Genomic DNA, 22,567 nt, shown 5'->3' with positions numbered 1-22,567 from the left:
GGGGCAGCAGCGGGGCCAGAGTCTCGCTCATCGGGGACCTCCGTCTCCGCGCTCAGGGGCGCCGTTGCCGTGCCCGGGGAGCGCGTCAGGGAGATCCTCCGGGCCCTCGAAGTCGTGGACCGGGCTCAGCGGGCTGGCGTGTGCCCCGCCCGTGCCCGCGCCCGCGGCACCGGTGCACTCGACGTCGTGGCGCATCATGCCGGCGTCGTTGATGTCGCCGGTGCCGCCGGTGAGCACCATGATCGGCGACTCCTCCTCGTTCTCGGTGTCGTCGTCGGTGGTGGTGGTGATCGCCAGGGTCACCATGAACATGGTGATGGAGAAGGCGATGACGATCGCGGTCAGCACGAAGGCCTGGGGCAGCGGGTCGGCCTGCTCCCCCACCTCACCGGAGCCGATGTAGGGCACACCGCGGTAGGCGACGTTGCCGGCGGAGAACAGCAGCAGGTTCGCCGCATGCGAGGCCAGCACGAAGCCCAGCACGATCCTGACCATGCCGCGCTGCATGAAGAGGTAGACGGCCGCTGCCGTCAGGACCCCGATGGCGATGGCGATGCTCATCGGTCGCTCACCTCCTGCATGCTCGTCGTATCCTCTCCGGCCGTCGGATCCACCTCGAGGGGCACATCTCCGGGGTCCACGTAGCGATGTTCCGAGTTGTGCGGCTGGCCCTCCGGTGTGCCGAAGGCCTTGCGGTGGGCCCGCAGGAGCTCGGCCGGGTAGCGCTGGGCCTGGCCGAGCCGATCCAGCGCCACCAGGACCGCACCGATGACGGCGAGGTAGATGCCGACGTCGAAGATCAGCGCCGTGGTGAAGGTGAACTCCCCGCCCCAGGGCAGCGGAATGTCCCACATGATCGGCCGCAGGTAGGAGCCCTCCAGGAAGCCGAGCAGGCCCACCGCCGCGCCGGTCATGATGCCCCCGACGATGACCATCGCGTAGTCGAAGCGCAGCTTGACCGCGGAGTCCGACGGCGCCACCAGGTACCGCAGGGCGAAGAAGCCGCCGGCGACGAGCGCGGCGATGAACCCGCCGCCGGACTCGTAGTGGCCGCGGACCAGCAGCACCACCGAGAGCAGGATGATGAACGGCGCCATCCAGTTGAACACCATGCGCATCGCCGTGGTGTTGTCCTCGGCGTTCGAGATCGGGGTGCCGACCCACAGCCGGGAGGCCGCTGGGGCGTTGTCCGAGGTGGAGAACGCGGAGTTCAGCAGTGCCAGGATCGCGAACCCGGCGACGCCGAGCACCGTCAGCTCGCCGAACGTGTCCAGGGCGCGGAAGTCCACCAGGATCGAGTTGATGATATTGGTGGCCTGGGCCTCCTCGTAGGTGTTCTCCAGGTACCACTCCGCCACCGGGGACTGGCCGCGGCGGCCCGTCAGAGCGAAGGCTGCGATGAAGGCCATCACACCGAAGGCGATGGCGACGGCGGCCGAGACCACGGTGCGGGTGCGGGAGACCTCGTGGAAGCGCTTGGGGAGTTTGCGCATCACCAGCACCAGCACCACCACGGTGAGGATCTCCACCAGCAGCTGCGTCATGCCGACGTCGATGGCGCCGAGCAGGAAGTACCAGGCGGCCACCACGAAGCCGGCACCGCCGACCAGCACCACGGCCGCGGTGCGGCTCTGGGCGACGACGGAGCCGATGAGGAAGGCGACCAGCAGACCGATCAGCACCCAGTCGGTCATCCGCGTGTGCCCGGGGGTCAGCTCTCCCACGAACGGGGCGGCCAGGATGCCGGCGACGAAGATGCCGCCCAGCAGGATGCCGGGCACGGTCAGGTGCAGGCCATGCACATCGGTGCGGGTGATGTCTCCGACCCGACGCCCGAAGGCGATGGAGCCGGTGCGCAGCCGCTCAACGACCTGCACCCCGGTGAAGGGCAGGATGGTGCGCGGGATGAGTGAGTCCACCCTGGTCCTGGAGAGCACCAGCACGACGCCGACCACCATGACCGTGGCCGAGAGGGCCAGGTCCACGGTGAACCCATGCCAGAGGAGGAAGTGCGCCTCATACTCCACCGTGGAGGCCGCCGAAGCGGCCGCGCTGACCAGCCCGTCGAAGATCTGCGGCGTGAAGCCCAGCATCAGGCCGGCGGCCGCCGGAAGCAGGGCTGGCAGGTAGAACGACAGCGGAGCCTCGTGGCTGGCCTCGGGCCGCATGGGCTCCAGCACCTCGTCCTGACGGCCGGCGCCGGTGTAGGAGGTGAACGAGCCCAGGACGATGCGACCGCAGTAGGCGAAGGTGCCGACGGCCGCGAGCACCATCAGCCCGGTGATCAGCCACGTGAGACCGGCGCCGAACTCGGCGGAGAGGAAGCCGGCCAGCAGGTGTTCCTTGGAGACGAAGCCCATCAGCGGCGGGATGCCCGCCATGGACAGGCAGGCGATCAGCGTGATGACCCCGGAGACGCGCATCGTCCGATGCAGGCCGTTGAGCTTGCGGATGTCCCGCGAGTGCGCCTCATGCTCGATGATGCCCACCATCATGAACAGCGAGGACTTGAACAGGGCATGGGCGATCACGTGGATCGTCGCAGCCGCCAGCGCCGTCGGGGTCCCGACGCCGATCACGGTGACCAGGAAGCCCAGCTGGCTGACCGTGGAGTAGGCCATGATCTCTTTGATGTCGTGCCGCTGCATGGCGAACAGAGCACCGATGAGCGCGGTGATGAGTCCGCAGACGATGAGCAGGGTCTGCCAGATGACCACTCCCTCGAACGCCGGGGAGAACCGCAGCAGCAGGTAGATGCCGGCCTTCACCATCGCCGCGGCATGCAGGTAGGCGGACACCGGGGCGGGTGCCACCATGGCGTCCGGGAGCCACAGGTGGAACGGGAACTGCGCAGATTTGGTGAACGCTGCGAGGACCACCAGCACCGCCACGACCGAGGTGAACACGCCGTCCTGCTGCCAGACCTCATGCTGCAGGGCCTCGGAGATCCGCGTGGTGCCGGTGGCCACGATGGTCAGCAGCACCGCGGTGAGCAGGCCCAGCCCACCGGCCATGGTGATCAGCAGCGTCCGCTGCGCCGGTGCAGGAGCCTTGTCCCCGGACCGGTTGATGAGGAAGAACGAGCAGAGAGTGGTGAACTCCCAGAAGACGAACAGCAGGATGAGGTCATCAGCCATGACCATGCCGCTCATCGCAAAGACGAACAGCAGCATCCAGATGTAGTAGTCATTGGTGCGTTTCTGGGCTGAGAAGTACCGGGCACTGTAGGCCATGACCAGCGCCCCGATGAACAGCACCAGCAGCAGGAAGACCATGCCGAGGCCATCCAGCCGCAGGGAGATCCCGACGTCGACGGTGGGGATCCACGGCAGGTGTTCCTCGAGGACCTCTCCCTCGACGATCGGACCGATCCATGGCAGCGCCGCGGCGCCGAGGCCGATGAGAGCGGCAGCGGCGAACCACCCGGTGTCGCGGCCCAGGACACGATGCACGGCCGCGGAGACCGGCACGAGGACCAGCGAGAGGAACAGCAGCACCATGACCGTCATCAGCAGCCCACCGCCCGGATCCGCCCCGGCCTGCGCTCAGCGACAGACCCGCAGGGGGCCTGAGGTGCGCAGGAGGGTGGCGTGCAGAGGGGCAGGTGCATGGTGCGAGCCTCCTGTCGGTGCGGGGAACATGTCGCCAGCGGTCCAGGCGTCATCATCGTGCGGGAGCGTCCGTGGGCAGGACCGGCACGGGTGACGAACCGGTTCTGCACCCACTCGTCCCAGACCACGCGCTCTGCACACAGATTCTGCTCTTCGCCGACCAGTCTTCCCGGCACACCGAAGGCGACTATATCGAGCGCGGCAGAGCCCGAGCAATTCCCCGCACGGGCCGTCCCGGCCTGCGAGACCCATCGAGGTCGGCCGGCCATGCCCGGCATGACGCGGGTGAGGGCGACCACAGGCCGTCCCGCCTGCCCCTCTGACATGGGCGGGGGCCTATGGCAGAGGTCACAGGAGGACCGTGCTCACGATCCCTCGACGACGCCGCAGGCGCTCCGCTCACCGGCATCTCCGGCGCCGCGGGTCTCCTCATCCGGCCCCTGCGGGGCGTAGCGCTCCGGAATGTTGGCATGGTTGTCGGCACCGGCGTGGATGATGACCGCCGTGCCGTCCCCCTCCAGGAGCAGCTCAGGGTCCAGCCGGTCCGTGACGACGCTCATCCGGGCGGTGCCGTCCTGGGCCACGAGGAGGTTCGGCAGGTCCCCGGCATGTCCCGGGTGATCGGCACCGGCCTGGACATCCTCAGCGTCCTGCGGATCCCCGTCCGGCGCCTCGGCCTCCTCGGCTCCCTCGGCGTCGTCGGTCTCCGGCGCCTCTTCGCCCTCGACCAGACCGTGGTCCTCCTCGCCCTCCCCGGGCAGGTGACCACCCGCGGAGAGGAAATCGCCGATGTCGCCGTCGTCGTTCGTGGACTGCGGTTCGCAGGCACCGTGCTCGTGGATGTGGAAGCCGCGGAATCCGGACTCCAGGTCCTGCACCTGCACCTCCACCAGGACTCCCGCGTCGACCTCGCTGAACGTCACCTCGCCGACCTCATTGCCCACAGCGTCGGCCAGATCGGCGGAGGCGAAGGGTTCCGCAGAGGTCTCATGCTCGCCGGACTGCTCTCCATCGTCGGTCGACGCGTCGGCAGGATCCTGATCCGCGGCGTCCTGGCCTGCGGCGTCCTGGTCCGCGCCGGGCGATTCCTCGCCGCCGCAGGCGGTGAGTGCCAGCCCCAGGCTCAGGGCCAGCCCCACCAGCACACGAGGCGATGCGGCACGCAGGCCGCCGTCGAGGGGGTACGTCACGTCAGGGATCATCCGGTCACTCATGATGACATGATAGGGGGTCGACATCTGCTCCTGGCAAGCAGGTCCCCCACACGATGACACTCACGGCGCATCAGCCCCGGATCGGGCACGGCGCACGCAGGGTCCTCGACCACTGCGACACCCCGTGGATCCCCGCCATGACGGGGATCCACGGCTATGATGGTGCTGTCATGAGCACACAGCACACCTTCTCTGTCGACCGGCCCGGCCTGCCGCCCCGGTCCTACCGTCTGCCGCCCTCCTGGCCGCACAGCGTCGGTGACCTCGTCCCCCGCCGTGCCCTGCACGCCGTGCTGCGCGTGGACCACATGCCGCTGGTGCCCCGCATCGCCTATGTGGGCATGCTGGCCATGACTCTTTTGACCCTGGTGTTCCTGGTCCCGGGGTTCCTGATCTACCTGACGGGTCTCCACACGATCTCGCAGGTCGCGGGCCTGGTGCCGGGGCTCGTCGGCCTGGTGGTCATCATGGTGTCCCTGGTACTGGGGATCCTCCAGGTCGCTCTGGTGCTGAAGATCCCGGAGCGCCTGGAATGGGTCCGATTCCTGCTCACGATCCTGTTGGCGGTCTCCGTCCTGGAGGCGCTGCTGCGCAGCTGGGCGTACCCGTCGGTGCTCGCCATGGGCATGCGCTGGGACCTGGTGATCATCGCCGCGATGGTGGCGCTGCTGTGGCTGCCCTCCTCGAATCGGTGGTTCGTCGGCCGCTGACGGCCGCATGCACCGGCAAGGAGGCTCCGCTGCTGGGAATGCCTCTCAGAGGCAGTCGCAGCTTGGGCGTCTCGGTCCGCCTCTCCTTATGCTGGGATCCCGCTCGACACAGCGAACAGCCAGCAGAAGGCACAGGAGGACGGCGCCGATGGGCTCCCACCATGGACACAGCCATGCCGAGGCGTCCACCCACCGTGGGAGCCTGGCGGTGGTGTGCGGCATCACCGGCGTCGTGGTCATCGCCCAGTTCGCCGGCGCCTGGCTCACCGGCTCCTTGGCGCTGCTGACGGACGCGGTCCATTCGCTCACCGATTCGATCGGACTCCTGGTGGCCCTGCTCGCCGCCGTGCTGATGGGCCGCGCCCCCACCTCGACCCGCACGTGGGGCCTGCGACGCGTCGAGGTGCTGGCCGCCGTCGTCCAAGCGCTGCTGCTGCTGGGCATCGGGGTCTATGCCGCCGTGGAGGGCGTGGCTCGTCTCAGCGCGGCCCCGACCATTCCGCCCCTCGAACTGCTGATCTTCGGCGCTGTCGGACTCGTCGGCAATGTCATCTCCCTGCTGGTGCTCCGCGCGGGACGCCGCAGCAGCCTGAACATGCGCGCGGCCTTCCTGGAGGTCGCCGCCGACGGACTGGGATCGCTGGGGGTGATGGTGGCCGCCGTCGTCATCGCACTGACCGGCTGGCACCAGGCCGACGCAGTGGCCGCCCTGGCCATCGCCGCGCTGATCCTGCCGCGAGCCGCGCTGCTGCTGCGGGAGGCGGTGCGCATCCTGCTGGAGTTCACACCTCGCGGCATCGACCTGGAGGAGGTGCGCGAGCACATGCTCACCCAGCCGCATGTGCGGGAGGTCCACGACCTCCACGCGTCCACCGTGGCCTCCGGACTCCCAGTGATCACCGGCCATGTGGTGGTCGATGACAGCTGCTTCCGCGACGGCCACGCCCCGGAGATCCTCGAACACCTGCGCACCTGCGTGGCGGAGCACTTCCCCGTGAGCCTGGAGCATTCCACCTTCCAGATCGAGACGGCAGCGGTGGCCGCCCGGGAGAGGCACCGACACCGCTGAGCTCGCCCGCATCGCCCGCCGCACCTGGTCCAGCGGGCGCGACCTCGGCGCCTCGGCCTCAGGACCAGACGCCCGAGGACCCCCGGCGATGAGACCCGACCACGTGGGTGTCCACGATGCCGACGGCTTCCATGAGCGCGAACATGGTGGTCGGTCCCACGAACCGGAACCCGGCCGCGCGCAGCCGCGCCGCCAGCGCCTCCGACTCCGGCGAGCGCGACGGGACCTCCGCCATGCTCCGCGGCACCGGGGTGGCCTCGGGCCGGTGGGACCAGATGACCTCGGGCAGCCCTCCCTCGGCCCGCAGCGCCACCGTGGCGCGGGCGTTGCCGATGGTCGCGGTGATCTTGCCCCGGTGCCGGATGATGCCGGCGTCCTGCACCAGACGCTCGACGTCGGACTCGTCGAAGGCGGCGACGACGTCCGGCTCGAAATCCGCGAAGGCTCGGCGGAAGTTCTCCCGTTTGGCGAGGATGGTCGCCCAGGAGAGACCCGACTGGAATCCCTCCAGACTCAGCCGTTCGAAGAGCCCCCGCTCGTCCCGCACCGGCATGCCCCATTCGGTGTCGTAGTACTGCCGCATCATCTCGCTGCCCATCGCCCAGGCGGTGCGGGCCAGCCCGTCCTCACCGATGGCCAGCCCTTCGTCGCCCTCCCCTGAGCCAGCCCCCGCCACGGTGCTCTCTCCCGGGACTCTGTCGGCATCGAGATGATCCTCCGCGGACCGCCTGAGATCGCGCTGCTGTGCTGCCTGTCGCTGTGCTGCCTGCTGCTGTGCTGCCTGTCGCTGGTGTGCCATGTCCGCACAGTAGCCCAGACCGGGGACATCTCCCTGGCCTCAGGCCGGGTGGATCTCCAGACGGCGCCCGTCAGGTCCTGCACCACCAAGGCGGAGACCGGGCCCTCCGCTCGATGGACGGGGTGGCCGGCGGCCTCGAGACGTGCAGCCAGTGCGTCGAGCTCCTCAGGGGTCTGGAAACCCAGCAGCACCGGGGCGTTGAGTCCGGCCGGATTGTGTCCGCCCGGAGGCGGTTCGACCGCCGGTCCCGGCTTGTCTCCGCCGGGAGCGTGAAGACCGATCATCCCGCTCGGAGCCTCCGGCACGGCCAACGGCACCCACCCCTCGGCCTCCTGGCCCGGAATCGGCTCGTAGCCCAGATGCGAGAAGAATGCGACATCCGCACCCGGGTCCTCAGAGCTGCGCACCGCCACCACGGTCAGACCGTCCACCGCGCCCACCGGCGGTCCCGCGGTGCAGAGATCAGGCTCCTCGTGGAACCAGACGCCCTCCCCGGACGGCCCGGTGACCCCGGCGTGGCGTCGCTCCGCGTGCTCCCACCACAGACTGCGCAGCCCATCCTCCTGGAGTCGGGCCGCGGTGTGACGCGCGTCTTCGGCCAGGAAGACCAGATGGGTCTCTCCGTGCACGGCCCCGGTGACGGCCGGACGATCCGGGGCCAGCTGATGGAGGGCCACGCGGCCGGCAGCGGCCCTGAGGATGCCGGCGTCGCCTCCCGGGAGGGCCTCTGCGGCGTCATCCCGAGCAGCTCCAGGAAGTCGGCCATCGCCGCGGGCCGTTCGGTGAATCGGCGCAGGCACAGCGGATGGGCCGGTGAGCCGTTGGCATGGTGCGTCATCGCAACTCCTCCTTGATGTGGCCGGTTCGTGCCGTCGCCGGATCTCCCCGTCCTGATGTCACAGCTGCGCCCGACCTCCGGCGCAGAGGGCCGCCGCGGGGCGGCCGGCCCGCCGACTCACCCACCATCGGTTGCGTCACACAACATTCTGGCGGCGTTCCGGTGATACAAAGTTCCCATGACCGACGCCGCAGAAGAAGACTTCCACGACCTCGACCGCTACGTAGCCCTCCCCCGGCTTCAGGGTCTGACCATGAGCCCCGACGGCCGCCGCCTGGTCACCACGGTGACCACGCTCGATGAGAAGGGCACGGGCTACGTCAATGCGCTCTGGGAGATCGACCCCCTCGGCGAGCGCGACGCCCGGCGGCTGACCCGCAGCGCCCGGGGCGAGGCAGGCCCAGCGTTCTCGGCCTCCGGAGACCTCTGGTTCACCTCCGCCCGCCCCAGCGAGGAGGGCGACTCCTCGGACACGGCGCTGTGGCGCCTCCCGGCCTCTGGCGGCGAGGCCGCCCTGGTCAACCGGCGTCCCGGCGGCGTGAGCCGCGTGCACTGCGCTCCCGGCGGCCGACGTCGTCGTCGTCACCGCACCGCTGTTGACCGGCGCAGCAGATGAGGACCAGCACGCCGCCCTGCACGCAGCCCGCGAGGACGCCTCGGTCAACGCGATCCTCCACACCTCCTATCCGGTCCGCCACTGGGACCACGACCTGGGCCCGGCACGGCCCGCACTCTTCACCGTGGACGAGGAGCAGACGCCGACGGCCTCGCGCCCTCGCACCGGAGACGAGCTCCCCCGTCGGCTGCGCCACGTCACCGAGGGCCTCGGCTCCCTCTACGGTGAGGAGGTCACGCTCAGTCCCGACGGCACCTGGGCGCTGATCTCTGTGCACGTCCCGGAGGCTCGCGCGGACCGTCGCACCGCCCTGGCCCTGGTGGACCTGGCCAGCGGAGAGCGCCGCATCATCGCCGACGACGTGGAGCATGATCACACCCCGGGACCCATCAGCCCTGACGGACGCACCGCCGTGGTGACCATGACCCGGCGCCCGGTGCCCTCCCGGGCACCCGTGCCCCGCCTGCACCTGATGGACCTGGAGACCGGCGAACTCAGCCCCACCGGGCACGCCGACCTCGGGCTGGCTCCCTTCGACTGGCTGCCGGACGGATCCGGATTCATCGCCGGAGCGGACGCGGACGGGCGCGGCCCGCTGTTCCGCGTGGACGTCGCCGACGGTCGCGTCACCCAGCTGACCCACGACGATGCCACCTATTCGACCGCCGTCGTCGCCCCTGACGGATCCGCCGTCTATGGCGTGCGCGCCAGCTGCGCCTTCCCGCCCGAAGCGGTCCGGGTGGCTCTCACCGACGGCGCCGTGAACCGGCTGAAGAACCCGGTGCCGCGTCCGGAGCTTCCCGGTCGACTCACCGAGGTGGAGACCACCGCTGCCGACGGCGTGCGACTGCGCGCCTGGCTGGCCCTCCCGGAGGGCGCCGACGCCGAGGCTCCCGCCCCGCTGCTGCTGTGGATCCACGGAGGCCCCTTGAACTCCTGGAACGCCTGGTCCTGGCGGTGGAACCCCTGGCTCATGGTCGCCCAGGGCTACGGCGTCCTGCTCCCTGACCCGGCCCTGTCCACGGGCTACGGCCAGGAGTTCGTCCAGCGAGGCTGGAACTCCTGGGGAGACAAGCCCTTCACGGACCTGATGAGCATCACCGACGCCGCCGAGGCCCGAGAGGACGTCGACGAGACCCGCACCGCCGCCATGGGCGGGTCCTTCGGCGGATACATGGCCAACTGGGTGGCCGGGCACACCGATCGGTTCTCCGCGATCGTCACCCACGCCTCCCTGTGGGCACTCGACCAGTTCGGACCCACCACGGATGCGTCCTTCTTCTGGCGCCGGCAGATCGACGCCGCCATGGAGGAGAAACACTCGCCGCACCGCTTCGTGGAGGAGATCGTCACCCCGATGCTCGTGATCCACGGGGACAAGGACTACCGCGTGCCCATCGGCGAGGGCCTGCGGCTGTGGTACGAGCTGCTGGAGCGCTCCGGGCTCCCGGCCGACGCCGACGGCAGCACCGTCCACCGGTTCCTCTACTACCCGCAGGAGAACCACTGGATCCTCACTCCGCACCACGCGAAGATCTGGTACGAGGTGGTGCTCAGCTTCCTGGCCGAACACGTCCTGGGCGACGAACGGGCGCTGCCCGTCCAGCTCGGGCTGACTCCGCCGCCGTCGGGCGCCGAGGCGCGGAGCAGGGAGTCAGCACCCGAGGACGACGCCCTGCCGCACGCGGCCTCCAGCTGACCTGAGACTGCCCCGATCAGCCTGACGGGCCGGGGCAGACTGACGGGCCGGGGCAGGCTGACGGGCCGGCGCGGAGCCCCGTCCCCTCAGCGGCGGATCTCGAACCCGGAGTCCGGGAGGGCTGCCAGCTCGTCAGCGGTGGCCGCCCGTTCCTCCACCTGGTCCACGCGAGCGTTCTTCGGCCCGTGGTGGCACCAGCGGATCAGGGCGTCCACGGCAGGGCCCTGGCCTCCGACGACGATCTCGACCGCGCCGTCCTCCGTGTTGCGCACCCAGCCGGTGAGGCTGAGGTCCTCGGCCTCCGCCTGGGCGGAGGCCCGAAAGAACACTCCCTGGACCCGGCCGGTCACGCGCAGCATCCGACCGGTGGTGCATCGGCTCCGAGGAGTCTGGTGGTCTGCCATGTCACCAGTGAACCAGGCCGTCCCGCGGACCACCACCCCGGTGGTAATGTGCCGCACATGTCATCGCTGTCTGAGCTGCTGAGCCCTGAGGGCATCCGCCTCGACGCCGAGGTCGCCGACTGGCGGGAGGCCGTCCGCACCGCCGGAACTCTGCTGGAGGCCCAGGGAGTCGCCGACGCCGACTACACCCGGGCCATGATCACCACGGTCGAGGAGAAGGGCCCCTACATCGTGGTGGCCCCCGGCTTCGCCCTCCCCCACGCCCGCCCCACCAACGGCGTGGCCCGCACCGGGCTGGCCTGGCTGCGGCTGGCCACGCCGGTGCCCTTCGGACATGACTCCCACGACCCGGTCTCGCTGGTCGTGGCCCTGGCCGCCGTGGACTCCTCGGCCCATACTCGGGCCATGGCGCAGCTGGCCCGCAGACTGGCCGAGCCTTCGACGCGGGAGGCGCTCGACCTGGCAGGATCCGCGCAGGAGGTCCTCCACGTGCTCGACGGCGGAAAGGCCTCCGGAGAACGGCACCACCGCAACACCCCGGACACGGCCGCAGAGGCCGAGGACCAGCATCTCATCCTCACCGTGTGCGGCAACGGACTGGGCACCTCCCTGTTCCTCAAGAACACCCTCGAGCAGGTGCTGGACACCTGGGGCTGGTCCCGGCATGTGACCGTCGAGGCCACCGACACGATCTCCGCCCGGGGACGGGCGTCCGAGGCGGCGGCGATCCTCACCTCCGGGGAGATCGCGAAGACGCTCGGCGACGTCGGCGTGCCCGTCCGTGTCGTGGAGAACTTCACCAGCACCGGCGAGCTCGACGCCGCCCTGCGCGACCTCTACGACATCTGATAAGGACCCCGCATGGATCTTCTGATCACCGCCGCCCAGTTCCTCGTCAACGAGATCCTCAGCGTGCCCGCGTTCCTCATCGGCATCATCACCGGCGTGGGGCTGGTGGCGCTGCGCCGCTCCGCCGGGCAGGTCATCGGCGGGGCGCTGAAGGCCACTCTCGGCTTCCTGCTCATCGGCGCCGGAGCCACACTGGTGGTCGCCTCCCTGGACCCGCTGGGGGTCATGATCCAAGATGCCACAGGTGCTCACGGCGTCGTCCCCACCAATGAGGCGATCGTCGGCATCGCTCAGGAGCTCCATGGTGCGCAGGTGGCCTGGTTGATGATCCTCGGCTTCGCCGTCTCCCTGGTGCTGGCTCGGTTCACCCCGCTGCGCTATGTGTTCCTGACCGGTCATCACATCCTGTTCATGGCCACCCTGCTGACCATCGTGCTGGCCACCGGCGGGTACTCCGGCGCCGTCACCGTCATCGTCGGCGGTGCGCTCCTGGGCATCCTGATGGTCTCCCTGCCCGCCTTGGCACACCCCTGGACTCGCCGCATCACGGGGGACGACTCCATCGCCATCGGGCACTTCGGCACCGCCGGCTATGTAGCCGCCGGAGCGGTCGGCCGGCTGGTGGGCGGGCGGTCCAGCCGCTCCACCGAGGAGCTGAAGCTGCCGGAGTCGCTGCGCTTCCTCCGCGACTCGATGGTGGCCACGGCACTGTCCATGGTGCTGATGTATGTGGTCGTCGCCGCGATCTCCGTGGCCCGCGAGGGCGAGTCCGCGTACGAGGCCTTCGACGGCGGGGCGGAGAACCTGGGCAACTTCCTGATGCAGGCGGTCACGCAGGGGCTGCAGTTCGGGATCGCGGTGGCGGTGATCCTCTTCGGGGTGCGCACCATCCTGGGCGAGATCGTGCCGGCGTTCCAGGGCATCGCGGCCAAGCTGGTGCCGGGCGCGATCCCGGCGCTGGACGCTCCCATCGTCTTCCCCTACGCGCAGAACGCGGTGCTGGTGGGCTTCCTCTCCAGCTTCACGGGTGGGCTGCTCGGGCTGGCTGTGCTCTCGCTGTGGCTGAACCCTGCCTTCGGCCTGGCCCTGATCCTCCCCGGGCTGGTGCCGCACTTCTTCACCGGCGGCGCGCCGGGGTCTACGGCAATGCGACCGGCGGACGTCGGGGTGCGGCCGCCGGAGGCTTCGTCAACGGGCTGCTGATCACGTTCCTGCCGGCCGGGCTGCTGCTGGTGCTCGGTGACTTCGGCGAGGCGAACACCACCTTCGGCGACACCGACTTCGGCTGGTTCGGGATCCTCATCGGCTTCGGCGCCTCGATCGGCTCGGTGGGCGGGCTGGTCGTGGTCTCCGCCCTGGGCCTGCTGGTGCTGGGCTCGGCGATCCTCGTCCAGAAGAAGGTCGTCGACGTCGGCTGGGACCCCTCCCCGCATCGCAGCCGACCGGGTACAGCCCTGGACGGCGAGACAGACTCCTCGGCCGACGCCGACACAGCGACGACCGACTCAGGGGCATCTGCCGCGCCACCGCCGAAGATCGCTCCGCCGCGTGGGGCCCCGGCGCCGCCGCCGCGCCCGTGAGCACGACGGCGGGCGGGTGACGTCGGCCGGTGCCCCGTGACGTCCGATCTGCCCGACGGCCCGCCCGCCGCTCACCAGCGTTCCAGCACCGTGCCCGTCCGGGTCTGCTCGTCGTAGCTATAGACCTCCCGGCCGTCGATCCAGGTGCGCAGCACCCGGTGCCGGGTGTCCAGCGGGTCGCCGGACCAGAGGACCACATCGGCGTCCTTGCCGACCTCGAGGGAGCCGATGCGCTCGGCGGCGCCGATCACCTCCGCCGGGTTGATGGTGACCGCCTTCAGCGCCTCGGCGGGGTCCATCCCTTCGCGGACAGCCAGCGCTGCCTGGTGCATCAGAAAGTCGATGGGCACCACCGGGTGGTCGGTGATCAGGGAGACCTTGACACCGGCCTCCGAGAGGATGCGCGGGGCCGCCGCCGTGCGGTCCCGCACCTCGACCTTGCTCCGGGAGACGATCATCGGCCCGTAGAGCACCGGGATGCCGCGGGCGGCGATGACATCGGCGATCTTGTAGGACTCGGTCCCGTGGTCCAGCACGAGCTCATAGCCGAACTCGTCGGCCAGCCGGATGGCCGTGGCGATGTCATCGGCGCGGTGGCAGTGCTGCCGCCACGGGATCTCGCGGTCCAGGACCTTCACCAGAGCCTCTGAGATGAGGTCGGCGTCGCGCTCACCCTGGGGCTTCTCCGCCCACCGCCGGGCCTCGGTGAACGCCTTGCGCATGGTCATCGCGACACCCAGGCGGGTGTTGGGCGTCTTCTTCTGCTCGCCGTACACCCGCTTGGGGTTCTCGCCGAGGGCGGCCTTGAGCCCGGACGGCGACCGCAGCACCATCTCATCGACGATACGCCCGTGGGTCTTGATGGCCACAGCGAGGCCTCCGATGGGGTTGGCCGATCCGGGGTTGACGTTGACGCTGGTGATCCCACCGGCCAGGGCGTCGTCGAAGCCGACCTCGGTGGGGTTGATGGCGTCCAGGGCACGGGCCGCGGCGGTGACCGGGTCGGTGGTCTCGTTGACGTCGGCGCCGGCCCACCCTTCGCCCTCCTCATGCACGCCGAGGTGGACGTGGGCGTCCACGAGACCGGGCAGCACCCAGCGGCCGGCGGCGTCGATGACCTCATGGCCTGCGGGGATCTCAGCCTCAGCACCGAGCGCGGCGATCCGACCCTCGGTGACCACGATCCGACCCTCGACCGGCGCGGAGGTGACCGGCACGAGGTGGGCATTGTCGATGACATAGTTTCTCTCTGCAACCATAAGGGAACTCTAGCATCGACGGTTGCAGCGAGGAACTGAGCTGTTAGGGTCCGTAGGTGGCGGCGCCGTAGCTGCCCCATCGGCAGGCGCCGCACCGGCCGCCCCTCTGACAGGAGGCGGCCCCTACGGAACGTCCCACGATGAAGGAGGTCTTCGCATGACGACCACCGTCCACGACGTGACGGACCAGTACCCCACCCGCCAGGGCGACGCGCCCCGGGTGATCCCCCGCCAGGACCCGGTGGTGCAGGGCACCGCCGACCAGGGCCCGATGGACGCCGCCACACTGCGCGGCTTCGACGAGAAGGGCTACCTGACCATGGAGAAGCTCATCAGCGACGAGGAGCTGACGCTCTTCCGCGACGAGCTCGCCCGCCTGGCCGACGACCCGGAGGTCAAGTCCGACGAACGCACCGTCGTCGAGGCCACGTCCCAGGAGGTCCGGTCGATCTTCGACATCCACCGCAGCAACGAGGTGTTCCGGAGGATCGCCCACGATCCGCGGATCGTGCGGAGGGCCGAGCAGATCCTGGGCTCCCAGGTGTACATCCACCAGAGCCGGATCAACTACAAGCCCGGATTCGTGGGCAAGGACTTCACCTGGCACTCGGACTTCGAGACCTGGCATGCCGAAGACGGGATGCCGACCCCGCGGGCGGTGAGCATCTCGATCTCCCTGACCGACAACTACTCCTTCAACGGCCCGCTGATGATCATGCCCGGATCCCACAAGCACTACATCAGCGCGGTGGGCACCACGCCGGAGGACAACTTCAAGCAGTCTCTGGTCATGCAGGGCGCCGGTGTGCCCGACCCGGAGACGCTGACGGAGTTCGCCGACCGTTTCGGCATCGATGTGCTGGAGGGTCCGGCCGGCGGAGCATCATGTTCGACTCGAACTGCATGCACGCCTCCAACGGCAACGTCACCCCGTACCCGCGGTCCAACGTGTTCATCGTCTACAACTCGGTGGAGAACGCTCCGGCAGAGCCGTTCGCCGCCCCGGCGCCACGACCCGAGTTCCTCGGAAGCCGCGACGTCACCCCGATCGGCTGAGTACTCAGAACCCCTCCCCGGGACCCGCTGACCGGCCCTCGGGACGGGTGATGGCCCCATCGCGCCCGCGGTGGGGCCATCGCTGTGCTGACGTCGCCACGACGCCAGGCCCATGGACTCGCAGGCGCCACTCAGCGGGGTCGCTGCAGGGCGATGACCGCGTCCATGTCATCATCCGGGGCCAGCCGATTCCGGTCCGTGACCCCACAGGCGGTGCACCGGTGGATGAGGATGAAGCCCTTCTTCCCGGAGTGGTCGACGCCGACCGGCGCCATCACGGCCCCGCAGTCGGCAGACCGGTCCCCCGGCACGACGTCCACATGCCGTGAATGCAGGCAGAACGGGCAGTGGTTGCGGTAGCTGCCCCCGGAATGTCGGCTGACCTCCCGGCCGCAGTGCCCGCAGACGAATCCGGTGTTCTCCACCTCTCGACCGCCGGGCGCGTAGCTCATGGAGTCTCCCCCACGGCACCTCCGGCCTCAGCGCGCGCCATGGCTGAGGCGTAGAGGCACACGGTGGCCGCGGTGGCGACGTTCAGCGACTCTGCCTGCCCGTAGAGCGGGATGGAGACCCGACGATCGGCGAGCCCACGCTGCTCGGAGCTGAGCCCGTGGGCCTCATTGCCCAGCAGCCACAGCGTCGGGGATCCGAGATCCTCCATCTCCGGCAGCGGGACCTCTCCTCCGCCGTCGGCGGCCAGCACCTGCAGCCCCGCGCTCCTGGCGATGGCCACCAGCCGCTGCGGGTCCGTCCCGGTGAGCAGCGGGAGGTGGAAATGCGAGCCCGCAGCGGAGCGGACCACCTTCGGCGCCCAGGGATCCACGCTGCCCGGCGTGAGCACGACGGCGAACGCACCGGCGGCGTCGGCGGTGCGGATGATGGTGCCGGCATTGCCCGGGTCCTGGACTCCGAGCAGGCCTGCGACCAACCCAGCCGGCGCTCCTGAGCTCTCGGGCCCGCCGAGCAGGGACTCCAGCGGATCGGCCCCGCCGTCGCTCGCCCCCGTCTGCGGGATGCGGCACACGGCCAGCACTCCCTGAGAGGTCTCGGCGTCTCCCATGGCTGCCAGGACCTCCGCAGTGGCCTCGCGCAGGAAGAACCGCGCCGGCCGCGGAAGGGCGGCCTGCGGGTCGAAGAGAACACCCCGGGCCTGGTCCAGCAGCGCCTGGAGATCCGGATGGGCGCTCAGCGCCTCGGCGTCGAAGAAGAGCGCGTCCAGCTCCGGCAGGCCCTTGACGGCGGAAGCCGGGTGACGCGCCGCGCCGTCGGGGACGCCCTCCCAGCGGCGCAGCCACAGGGTCAGCGCCTCCCGCACAGGCTGAGGACCTTCGGCGAGGAAGAGCCGCTGACGACGCCGGCCCGCCCGGGTCGCCAGCGAGGCCACCTTCTTCACGCGGTCCGCATGGGGGTTGTTCAGCACTGCAGGATCAGTCATGGTCCTCATTCTTCCTCACCGGTGGCCGCAGCGGCCCCGACGTCGCCGATCCGTCAGAGCTCCCTGCGCGGACATGACGACGGCGCCCGCCCCTGGTGTCCAGGGGCGGGCGCCGTCCACAGCTGGTCTCAGCCGATCAGGCTCAGGCGGCCTTCTTGGCGTTGACGTCCTGCGGCAGAGCCTTGCGCGCCACGTCCACCAGGGTCTCGAAAGCCTTGGCGTCGGAGACGGCGAGCTCAGCCAGCATGCGACGGTCGACCTCCACCTCAGCGGCCTTCAGGCCCTGGATGAAGCGGTTGTAGGTCAGACCGTGGGCGCGGGACGCAGCGTTGATGCGCTGGATCCACAGGCGGCGGAAGTCGCCCTTGCGCTTCTTGCGGTGCTGGTAGTTGTAGGTGTAGCTGTGCAGCAGCTGCTCCTTGGCCTTCCGGTAGAGGCGGGAACGCTGACCGCGGTAGCCGGAGGCCCGGTCGAGGACCTTGCGGCGCTTCTTGTGGGCGTTGACGGCCCTCTTCACTCGTGCCACGTGAAATCTCCTAGTGCAGTGAGTCTTCTGGTGTTCATAGGCCCGGGAGGCGGCATGCTCATCGGCATGCCACGCCGCCCAGAGGCCCGGTCATCGGGATCGAGGTCGCAGGACGCTCAGATGCCCAGCATCCGCTTGATGCGCTTCTCGTCGGCCTTGGTGACAATGCGGTCACCGGCCAGACGACGCGTCAGGCGGGAAGACTTGTGCTCCAGGTAGTGGCGACGGTTGGCCTGCTGGCGCTTGATCTTGCCGGAGCCGGTCAGCTTGAATCGCTTCTTGGCCCCGGAGTGGGTCTTCATCTTCGGCATGGTGCCGTTCTCCTTACATCGTGCGGACCTGCAACGCCTACGAGGCCCGTCCGTCGACCCCGGAACGTATCCGAGGCCCCGGCCGGGCAGCGGCGCAGAGGTGGGGCCGACCGGCGTCGCGTCTCCGAAGTCCCGGCGAAGGACGCCGTGGACGAGGGTGTCGCGGGCCTCGGCCCCCTTGTCATAGGAACGACAGGATGTTGACGCGTGACGCGCAGGCACATCCTGCCGTGAACCCGAAGAGCCATTCTACGCCATGCGGCACCGGAAGGCATGTTGGGCATGCAGAGGCCCTCCGTCGCAGATCCGACGGAGGGCCTCTGTGATGATCTTCTGCGGCGGACCGCAGAGATCTAGAGGTTCTTCAGCTCGTCCGGGAGGTAGTCAGCCATGGAGTTGGACAGCGGCTTGACGTCCTTCTTCTCCGTGGAGACCCGCTCCTGGTTCTTGCGGGCACGCTTCGAGGGGGTGCCCTTGGGCTCCGCCTCTGCGGCCTCGGCCGCTGCTTCGGCGGCCTCCTGCTTCTTGACCTCTGCCTTGGTCTTCAGCGGTCCGACGACCATCACCATGTGACGCCCGTCCTGACGCGGGGAGGACTCGACCGAGCCCAGGTCCCCCACGTCCTCCGCGAACCGCTGGAGCAGTCGGACACCCATCTCCGGGCGCTGCTGCTCACGACCGCGGAACTGGATCATGGCCTTGACCTTGTCACCGGCGGAGAGGAATCCTCGGGCGCGGCTGACCTTGGTCTCATAGTCGTGGTCGTCGATCTTGAGACGAAACCGGACCTCTTTGAGCGTGGTCGTGGTCTGGTTCTTCCGGGATTCACGAGCCTTGACAGCGGCCTCGTACTTCCACTTGCCGAAGTCCATCAGCTTGCAGACGGGAGGCTTCGCGCGGGGCGCGACCTCGACCAGGTCCAGACCGGCCTCGGAGGCCAGCCGCTGGGCGTCCTCGATCCTGACGATGCCGACCTGCTCCCCCTGCGGGCCGACCAGGCGGACCTCCGGAACTCGGATCCGTTCGTTGATGCGTGGTTCGCTGATCTGTCCAACTCCTGTTTGATGACGATGGCGAGTGGGCGTCGTCGGTGTGGAACCCCGATGGCGGGGTGCGAGATGACGCCCGCTTCGGCGCTCAGGGCGCGCATCGCGCGCCTACCGAGACATGTGACAAGCTTACCAGCATGCAGAGTGACCAGAACAACCGTCCCGACGCCACCCCCTCCTCCGAGGGGCCCGACGTCGAGGGGATCAAGCAGGCCGTGGACCAGCAGGCCCGGGACATCGCCGAAGTCCCGGCCGTGGAGCTGATCAACACCGTGGCCGTGCACCTGATGAGTGCGGCCGCCGTCAAGACCGGCCTCGCCGACGACCCGGAGGCCGAGGCGCTGAAGGACCTGGACGAGGCACGCAAGCTCATCACCGCCCTGGCCGGCCTGGTCACGGCGGCCGCCCCGGAGGTCGGCTCCACCCACGCCGCGCCGCTGCGCGACGGCCTCCGCTCGCTGCAGCTGGCCTTCCGCGAGGAGTCGCTCGTGCCGGACGCACCGGGCAAGGGCCCCGGCGAGAAGTGGACCGGTCCGGTCAACTAACCCGACGCCGCTGACCGTCCCAGCGCAGCGCCCACCCGGCCCGAGGGCCGACTCAGGAGGGAGCGCCGTCTCCGGCGGCGAGCCATGCCTGAGTCGGCCCCACGAAGGCCAGCACCAGGGCCACGGCGGCCGGGACGAGGAACAGCGCACCGACCTGCCACACCCCCGAGGCGAAGAAGCTGAACGAGAGCACCACGATCATCAGCTGCAGGACCATCGCCGGAGTGCGGGCACCGGGCGCCCCCATGAACAGCCGGAAGCCCAGCAGGATCAGCACTGCCGCCAGCAGCAGATAGAGCACCAGCATCGCGATGTAGCCGACAGTGTCGAGCTGCTCAGGCTCCGAGGCGACGAACTGCGCCACGGAGCTGAAGCCCACGGCGAGCCCCTGCATCAGCAGGATCAGGAAGATCAGCCACACCGGCCACGGCCGCGGCCTGGCCTGGGTGAAGCGTCGGGGCCCCTGCGGGGCGTTGAAGTCCGGCTGGGGAGAGTCCTTCTCGGGCATGCCCACCATTGAACCACCCGGGCCCTATGAGCGCCCGGCCGGGGAGTCCCTCCGGCGGCATTCCGTCCAGTCCGCCCGCGCTGCCGGACCGCCGACATGGCCGCACCCGACGTCCGACCTCTCCGGCAACCCTGCCGATGCTCGGGGGCCCAGGGCCGTCCACCAGACTGTGACGCCCCTTGAGGACCGCACGCGGGGCACACGCAAGTCGCCCCAGGTCAGCCCGGGAGGCCGCCGAGGCGACCTCTCTGCGCCCGCCGGATCACACTTTCTGCTGTGAGCAATGCCACAGCGTTTCGGGCGTATTTCTGCCCTGCGAAGTCTTGTTTGCATCCTGTTAACGTGTCAGCCTTGAACACGTACTTCTCCGGGCTGGCAGTCCTCTGACTCTGCCTGCGCGACTGCGCCCTACGGTCAGGTCCCGCACCGACAACTGAAGCTTCTGCCTTCCGGAGGCGGCACGGACTCCCCGAGGCCTACCCCTGGGCCCCGGGTCGAGGAACTGCCGCAGCACCCCACCCGAGCAACAGCGTCCCACCACCGGACGCAAGGAGTAGTGATTCCCATGGATTGGCGCAGCCGAGCAGCGTGCCTGGACAAGGACCCCGAGCTCTTCTTCCCCGTGGGCAACACCGGCCCCGCCCTGCTCCAGATCGAGGAGGCCAAGAGCGTGTGCCGCCGGTGCCCCGTGATGGACACCTGCCTGCAGTGGGCGCTGGAGACCGGCCAGGACGCCGGCGTCTGGGGCGGCATGAGCGAGGACGAGCGCCGAGCGCTGAAGCGTCGCGCCGCACGCGCGCGCCGGGCCTCCTGAGGCCCGCGTCCGGACAGGACGCCGCAGCAGCCCACCACGGACGACGGGGCGGGACTCTCCTCTCGGAGCAGTCCCGCCCCTTCGTCTGTCGTTCGCCTGTCGTACGTCTGTCGCTGCACACCGCAGCGCCCAGGACGGATCAGTGGTGCTGCGGGCCCAGGATCGGCGCCTTCAGCACCGCACGTGTGCCGACCGGTTCGCCGTCGGGTCCCTCACCGTGGTCCCAGTCGATCACCCCGGAGAGCTCTCCCCGCACCAGCGTCCTGACGATCTGCAGGCCCAGGCCCGGCTCCCAGTCCGTCTCCGGCAGCCCGACGCCGTCGTCGACGATCTCCAGCTCCAGCCGCTCCCGGCCGGCCGCGTCCGCTGAGCGACTCACCACCATGCGTACGGTCAGGCTGCGCCGGGTCGGATCCGGGCCGAAACCATGCTCCACGGCATTGGCCACCACTTCGGTGATGACCAGCGCCAGCGGAGTCACCATGTCCGGCGGCAGCTGGCCGAAGCTCCCCTCCAGGTGCGTCTCCACCCTGCGCTCGGACTGGGCCATCTCCGCGGCGAGCCTCAGCTGCCGGCGCATCAGCTCATCGACGTCGACGCTCTCCTCCAGCCCCTTCGACAGGGAGTCGTGGACCATCGCGATGGTCTCCACGCGACGCATCGCCCGACGCAGCCCGGCCCGGCCCTCCTCCGAGTCCATGCGCCGCGACTGCATCCGCAGCAGCGCCGAGACCGTCTGGAGATTGTTCTTCACCCGGTGGTGGATCTCCTTGATGGTCGCATCCTTGCTCATCAGCTGGCGATCACGGCGCCGCAGCTCGGTGACGTCTCGGCACAGCACCAGGGCGGCGAACCGCTCGCCGTCCTTGTACAGCGGGATGGACCGCAGCGTCACCGCGGCCCCGTGGGCCTCGAGCTCAGCACGCATCGCCCGGCGACCCGTCAGCAGCAGCGGCCGGGTCTCATCCACCACACCACCGGTGGAGCGTTCGAGCTCCGCCCCGATCCCGGCCAGGGAGCGGCCCTCCAGCGAGTCCGCCACTCCCAGCCGGGACAGCGCGGAGACGGCGTTGGGGCTGGCGAAGGCGATCTTGCCCTCGACGTCCAGGCGCAGCAGCCCGTCCCCCACCCTCGGGGCGCCGCCGTAGGCGCTGAACTCCACGTGGGTCTCCGGCCACCGCCCCTGGCCCACCATGACCAGCAGATCGGCGGCGCAGCGCCGGTAGGTCAGCTCCAGCCGGGACGGGGTGCGCAGGGCGGTGACCGAGAAGTGCAGGGTCATCACCGCCAGGGTGCGACCCCCGCGGATCAGCGGGATCGCGGTGACCCGCATCCGGGCCGGGGCGGGCCGGCCCTCATCCGAGGAGTTCGTCTCCACCTGATAGCGCCAGGCCCGTTCCACCATGGGTTTGAGGTCCGCACGGATCCTGTCCCCGACGACGTCACGGTGCACCACCGTCTGTGTCGTGGAGGGGCGCGCCTGGGCCAGCGCGATGAAGGACCTGTCCTCCGCGGAGACGAATCCCTCCACGGTGTGAGGAAACCACAGGACCAGGTCGGAGAACGCCAGGTCAGAGAGCATCTGCCAGTCCGCGACCAGCGCATGCAGCCAGTCGGCATCCCCGTCATGCAGGTGCGGGTGGTCGATGAGCGGATCCTCGAAGACGGCCACGGC

At 69.7% G+C, this 22,567-nt stretch carries 20 protein-coding genes and 2 pseudogenes; 8 read left to right on the top strand and 14 right to left on the bottom strand.

The window, feature by feature from the left end; translation table 11 throughout:
• Positions 1 to 27 precede the first annotated feature (27 nt).
• The 3 genes from BCY76_RS20220 to BCY76_RS03555 form a co-directional block, all read right to left on the bottom strand.
• A complete protein-coding gene (locus tag BCY76_RS20220) occupies positions 28 to 561 on the bottom strand; it encodes a sodium:proton antiporter (protein WP_070159276.1) in 534 nt (177 codons plus the stop codon).
• Positions 558 to 3,500 (bottom strand): DUF4040 family protein, encoded by a 2,943-nt coding sequence (locus tag BCY76_RS03560; RefSeq protein ID WP_237089942.1) that lies wholly within the window; start codon positions 3,498 to 3,500, stop codon positions 558 to 560. The genes BCY76_RS20220 and BCY76_RS03560 overlap by 4 nt, the downstream gene beginning before the upstream one ends.
• A gap of 476 nt (positions 3,501 to 3,976) precedes the next feature.
• Entirely contained in the window at positions 3,977 to 4,825 is an 849-nt protein-coding gene (locus tag BCY76_RS03555; RefSeq protein ID WP_201791071.1) for a superoxide dismutase family protein, read from the bottom strand.
• Positions 4,826 to 4,995: 170 nt separating this feature from the next.
• Between BCY76_RS03555 and BCY76_RS03550 the strand changes: the two genes are divergently transcribed.
• A complete protein-coding gene (locus BCY76_RS03550; RefSeq protein ID WP_139827596.1) occupies positions 4,996 to 5,535 on the top strand; it encodes a hypothetical protein in 540 nt (179 codons plus the stop codon).
• Positions 5,536 to 5,683: 148 nt separating this feature from the next.
• Positions 5,684 to 6,604, top strand: a complete 921-nt coding sequence (locus tag BCY76_RS03545; RefSeq protein ID WP_070159272.1) for a cation diffusion facilitator family transporter — start codon at positions 5,684 to 5,686, stop codon at positions 6,602 to 6,604.
• A gap of 58 nt (positions 6,605 to 6,662) precedes the next feature.
• Here the strand turns inward: BCY76_RS03545 and BCY76_RS03540 are convergent, their stop codons facing one another.
• Both BCY76_RS03540 and BCY76_RS18485 read right to left on the bottom strand, forming a co-directional pair.
• Entirely contained in the window at positions 6,663 to 7,202 is a 540-nt protein-coding gene (locus BCY76_RS03540) for a DNA-3-methyladenine glycosylase I (protein WP_201791070.1), read from the bottom strand.
• Positions 7,187 to 8,080: a hypothetical protein gene (locus BCY76_RS18485; RefSeq protein ID WP_201791069.1), complete on the bottom strand. Its 894-nt coding sequence runs from the start codon at positions 8,078 to 8,080 to the stop codon at positions 7,187 to 7,189. Before BCY76_RS18485 ends, BCY76_RS03540 begins: the two co-directional genes overlap by 16 nt.
• A gap of 339 nt (positions 8,081 to 8,419) precedes the next feature.
• Here BCY76_RS18485 and BCY76_RS03530 point away from each other — a divergent pair.
• A pseudogene (locus tag BCY76_RS03530) lies at positions 8,420 to 10,472 on the top strand (alpha/beta fold hydrolase); the annotation flags it as partial.
• A gap of 170 nt (positions 10,473 to 10,642) precedes the next feature.
• Here BCY76_RS03530 and BCY76_RS03525 read toward each other — a convergent pair.
• On the bottom strand, positions 10,643 to 10,960 hold the full coding sequence (locus BCY76_RS03525) for an acylphosphatase (protein ID WP_083277390.1): 318 nt from the start codon (positions 10,958 to 10,960) through the stop codon (positions 10,643 to 10,645).
• A gap of 57 nt (positions 10,961 to 11,017) precedes the next feature.
• On the opposite strand from BCY76_RS03525, the gene BCY76_RS03520 reads away from it, so the two are divergent.
• On the top strand, positions 11,018 to 11,809 hold the full coding sequence (locus tag BCY76_RS03520; RefSeq protein WP_070159266.1) for a PTS sugar transporter subunit IIA: 792 nt from the start codon (positions 11,018 to 11,020) through the stop codon (positions 11,807 to 11,809).
• Between the two features lie 12 nt (positions 11,810 to 11,821).
• A pseudogene (locus BCY76_RS03515) lies at positions 11,822 to 13,389 on the top strand (PTS ascorbate transporter subunit IIC).
• A gap of 71 nt (positions 13,390 to 13,460) precedes the next feature.
• Here BCY76_RS03515 and BCY76_RS03510 read toward each other — a convergent pair.
• Positions 13,461 to 14,648, bottom strand: coding sequence for an amidohydrolase (locus tag BCY76_RS03510; protein WP_070159264.1), 1,188 nt, complete (start codon positions 14,646 to 14,648; stop codon positions 13,461 to 13,463).
• Positions 14,649 to 14,805: 157 nt separating this feature from the next.
• On the opposite strand from BCY76_RS03510, the gene BCY76_RS03505 reads away from it, so the two are divergent.
• The gene (locus BCY76_RS03505; protein ID WP_237089941.1) at positions 14,806 to 15,735 is read left to right on the top strand and encodes a phytanoyl-CoA dioxygenase family protein; all 930 of its coding nucleotides are present in this window, start codon (positions 14,806 to 14,808) and stop codon (positions 15,733 to 15,735) included.
• A 100-nt stretch (positions 15,736 to 15,835) separates the two neighbouring features.
• Here BCY76_RS03505 and BCY76_RS03500 read toward each other — a convergent pair whose 3' ends face one another.
• The 5 genes from BCY76_RS03500 to infC form a co-directional block, all read right to left on the bottom strand.
• A complete protein-coding gene (locus BCY76_RS03500) occupies positions 15,836 to 16,156 on the bottom strand; it encodes an RNHCP domain-containing protein (RefSeq protein WP_070159262.1) in 321 nt (106 codons plus the stop codon).
• On the bottom strand, positions 16,153 to 17,139 hold the full coding sequence (locus tag BCY76_RS03495; RefSeq protein WP_085437165.1) for a TrmH family RNA methyltransferase: 987 nt from the start codon (positions 17,137 to 17,139) through the stop codon (positions 16,153 to 16,155). Before BCY76_RS03495 ends, BCY76_RS03500 begins: the two co-directional genes overlap by 4 nt.
• A gap of 142 nt (positions 17,140 to 17,281) precedes the next feature.
• Complete coding sequence (rplT, locus tag BCY76_RS03490; protein WP_070159259.1) at positions 17,282 to 17,665, bottom strand: 50S ribosomal protein L20; 384 nt, start codon at positions 17,663 to 17,665, stop codon at positions 17,282 to 17,284.
• 116 nt (positions 17,666 to 17,781) lie between these two features.
• Entirely contained in the window at positions 17,782 to 17,976 is a 195-nt protein-coding gene (gene rpmI, locus BCY76_RS03485; RefSeq protein ID WP_070159257.1) for a 50S ribosomal protein L35, read from the bottom strand.
• Positions 17,977 to 18,329: 353 nt separating this feature from the next.
• Positions 18,330 to 18,974 carry a translation initiation factor IF-3 gene (gene infC / locus BCY76_RS03480; protein WP_237089946.1) on the bottom strand — a complete coding sequence of 215 codons (645 nt, stop codon included), beginning with the start codon at positions 18,972 to 18,974 and terminating at the stop codon, positions 18,330 to 18,332.
• Positions 18,975 to 19,162: 188 nt separating this feature from the next.
• Between infC and BCY76_RS03475 the strand changes: the two genes are divergently transcribed.
• A complete protein-coding gene (locus BCY76_RS03475; protein WP_083277377.1) occupies positions 19,163 to 19,570 on the top strand; it encodes a DUF1844 domain-containing protein in 408 nt (135 codons plus the stop codon).
• Between the two features lie 52 nt (positions 19,571 to 19,622).
• On the opposite strand, the gene BCY76_RS03470 is transcribed toward BCY76_RS03475, so the two are convergent.
• Positions 19,623 to 20,078 carry a hypothetical protein gene (locus tag BCY76_RS03470; RefSeq protein WP_085437163.1) on the bottom strand — a complete coding sequence of 152 codons (456 nt, stop codon included), beginning with the start codon at positions 20,076 to 20,078 and terminating at the stop codon, positions 19,623 to 19,625.
• A gap of 565 nt (positions 20,079 to 20,643) precedes the next feature.
• Between BCY76_RS03470 and BCY76_RS03465 the strand changes: the two genes are divergently transcribed.
• Positions 20,644 to 20,892 carry a WhiB family transcriptional regulator gene (locus BCY76_RS03465; RefSeq protein ID WP_070159252.1) on the top strand — a complete coding sequence of 83 codons (249 nt, stop codon included), beginning with the start codon at positions 20,644 to 20,646 and terminating at the stop codon, positions 20,890 to 20,892.
• A 139-nt stretch (positions 20,893 to 21,031) separates the two neighbouring features.
• Here the strand turns inward: BCY76_RS03465 and BCY76_RS03460 are convergent, their stop codons facing one another.
• The gene (locus tag BCY76_RS03460) at positions 21,032 to 22,564 is read right to left on the bottom strand and encodes a sensor histidine kinase (RefSeq protein ID WP_070159250.1); all 1,533 of its coding nucleotides are present in this window, start codon (positions 22,562 to 22,564) and stop codon (positions 21,032 to 21,034) included.
• Positions 22,565 to 22,567 lie beyond the last annotated feature (3 nt).

This window comes from Nesterenkonia sp. PF2B19 (genome assembly GCF_001758425.2).
Classification (GTDB): domain Bacteria; phylum Actinomycetota; class Actinomycetes; order Actinomycetales; family Micrococcaceae; genus Nesterenkonia; species Nesterenkonia aethiopica.
Note: the sequence above shows the minus strand (reverse complement) of the source record. Positions and strands in the feature narration are given on the sequence as shown.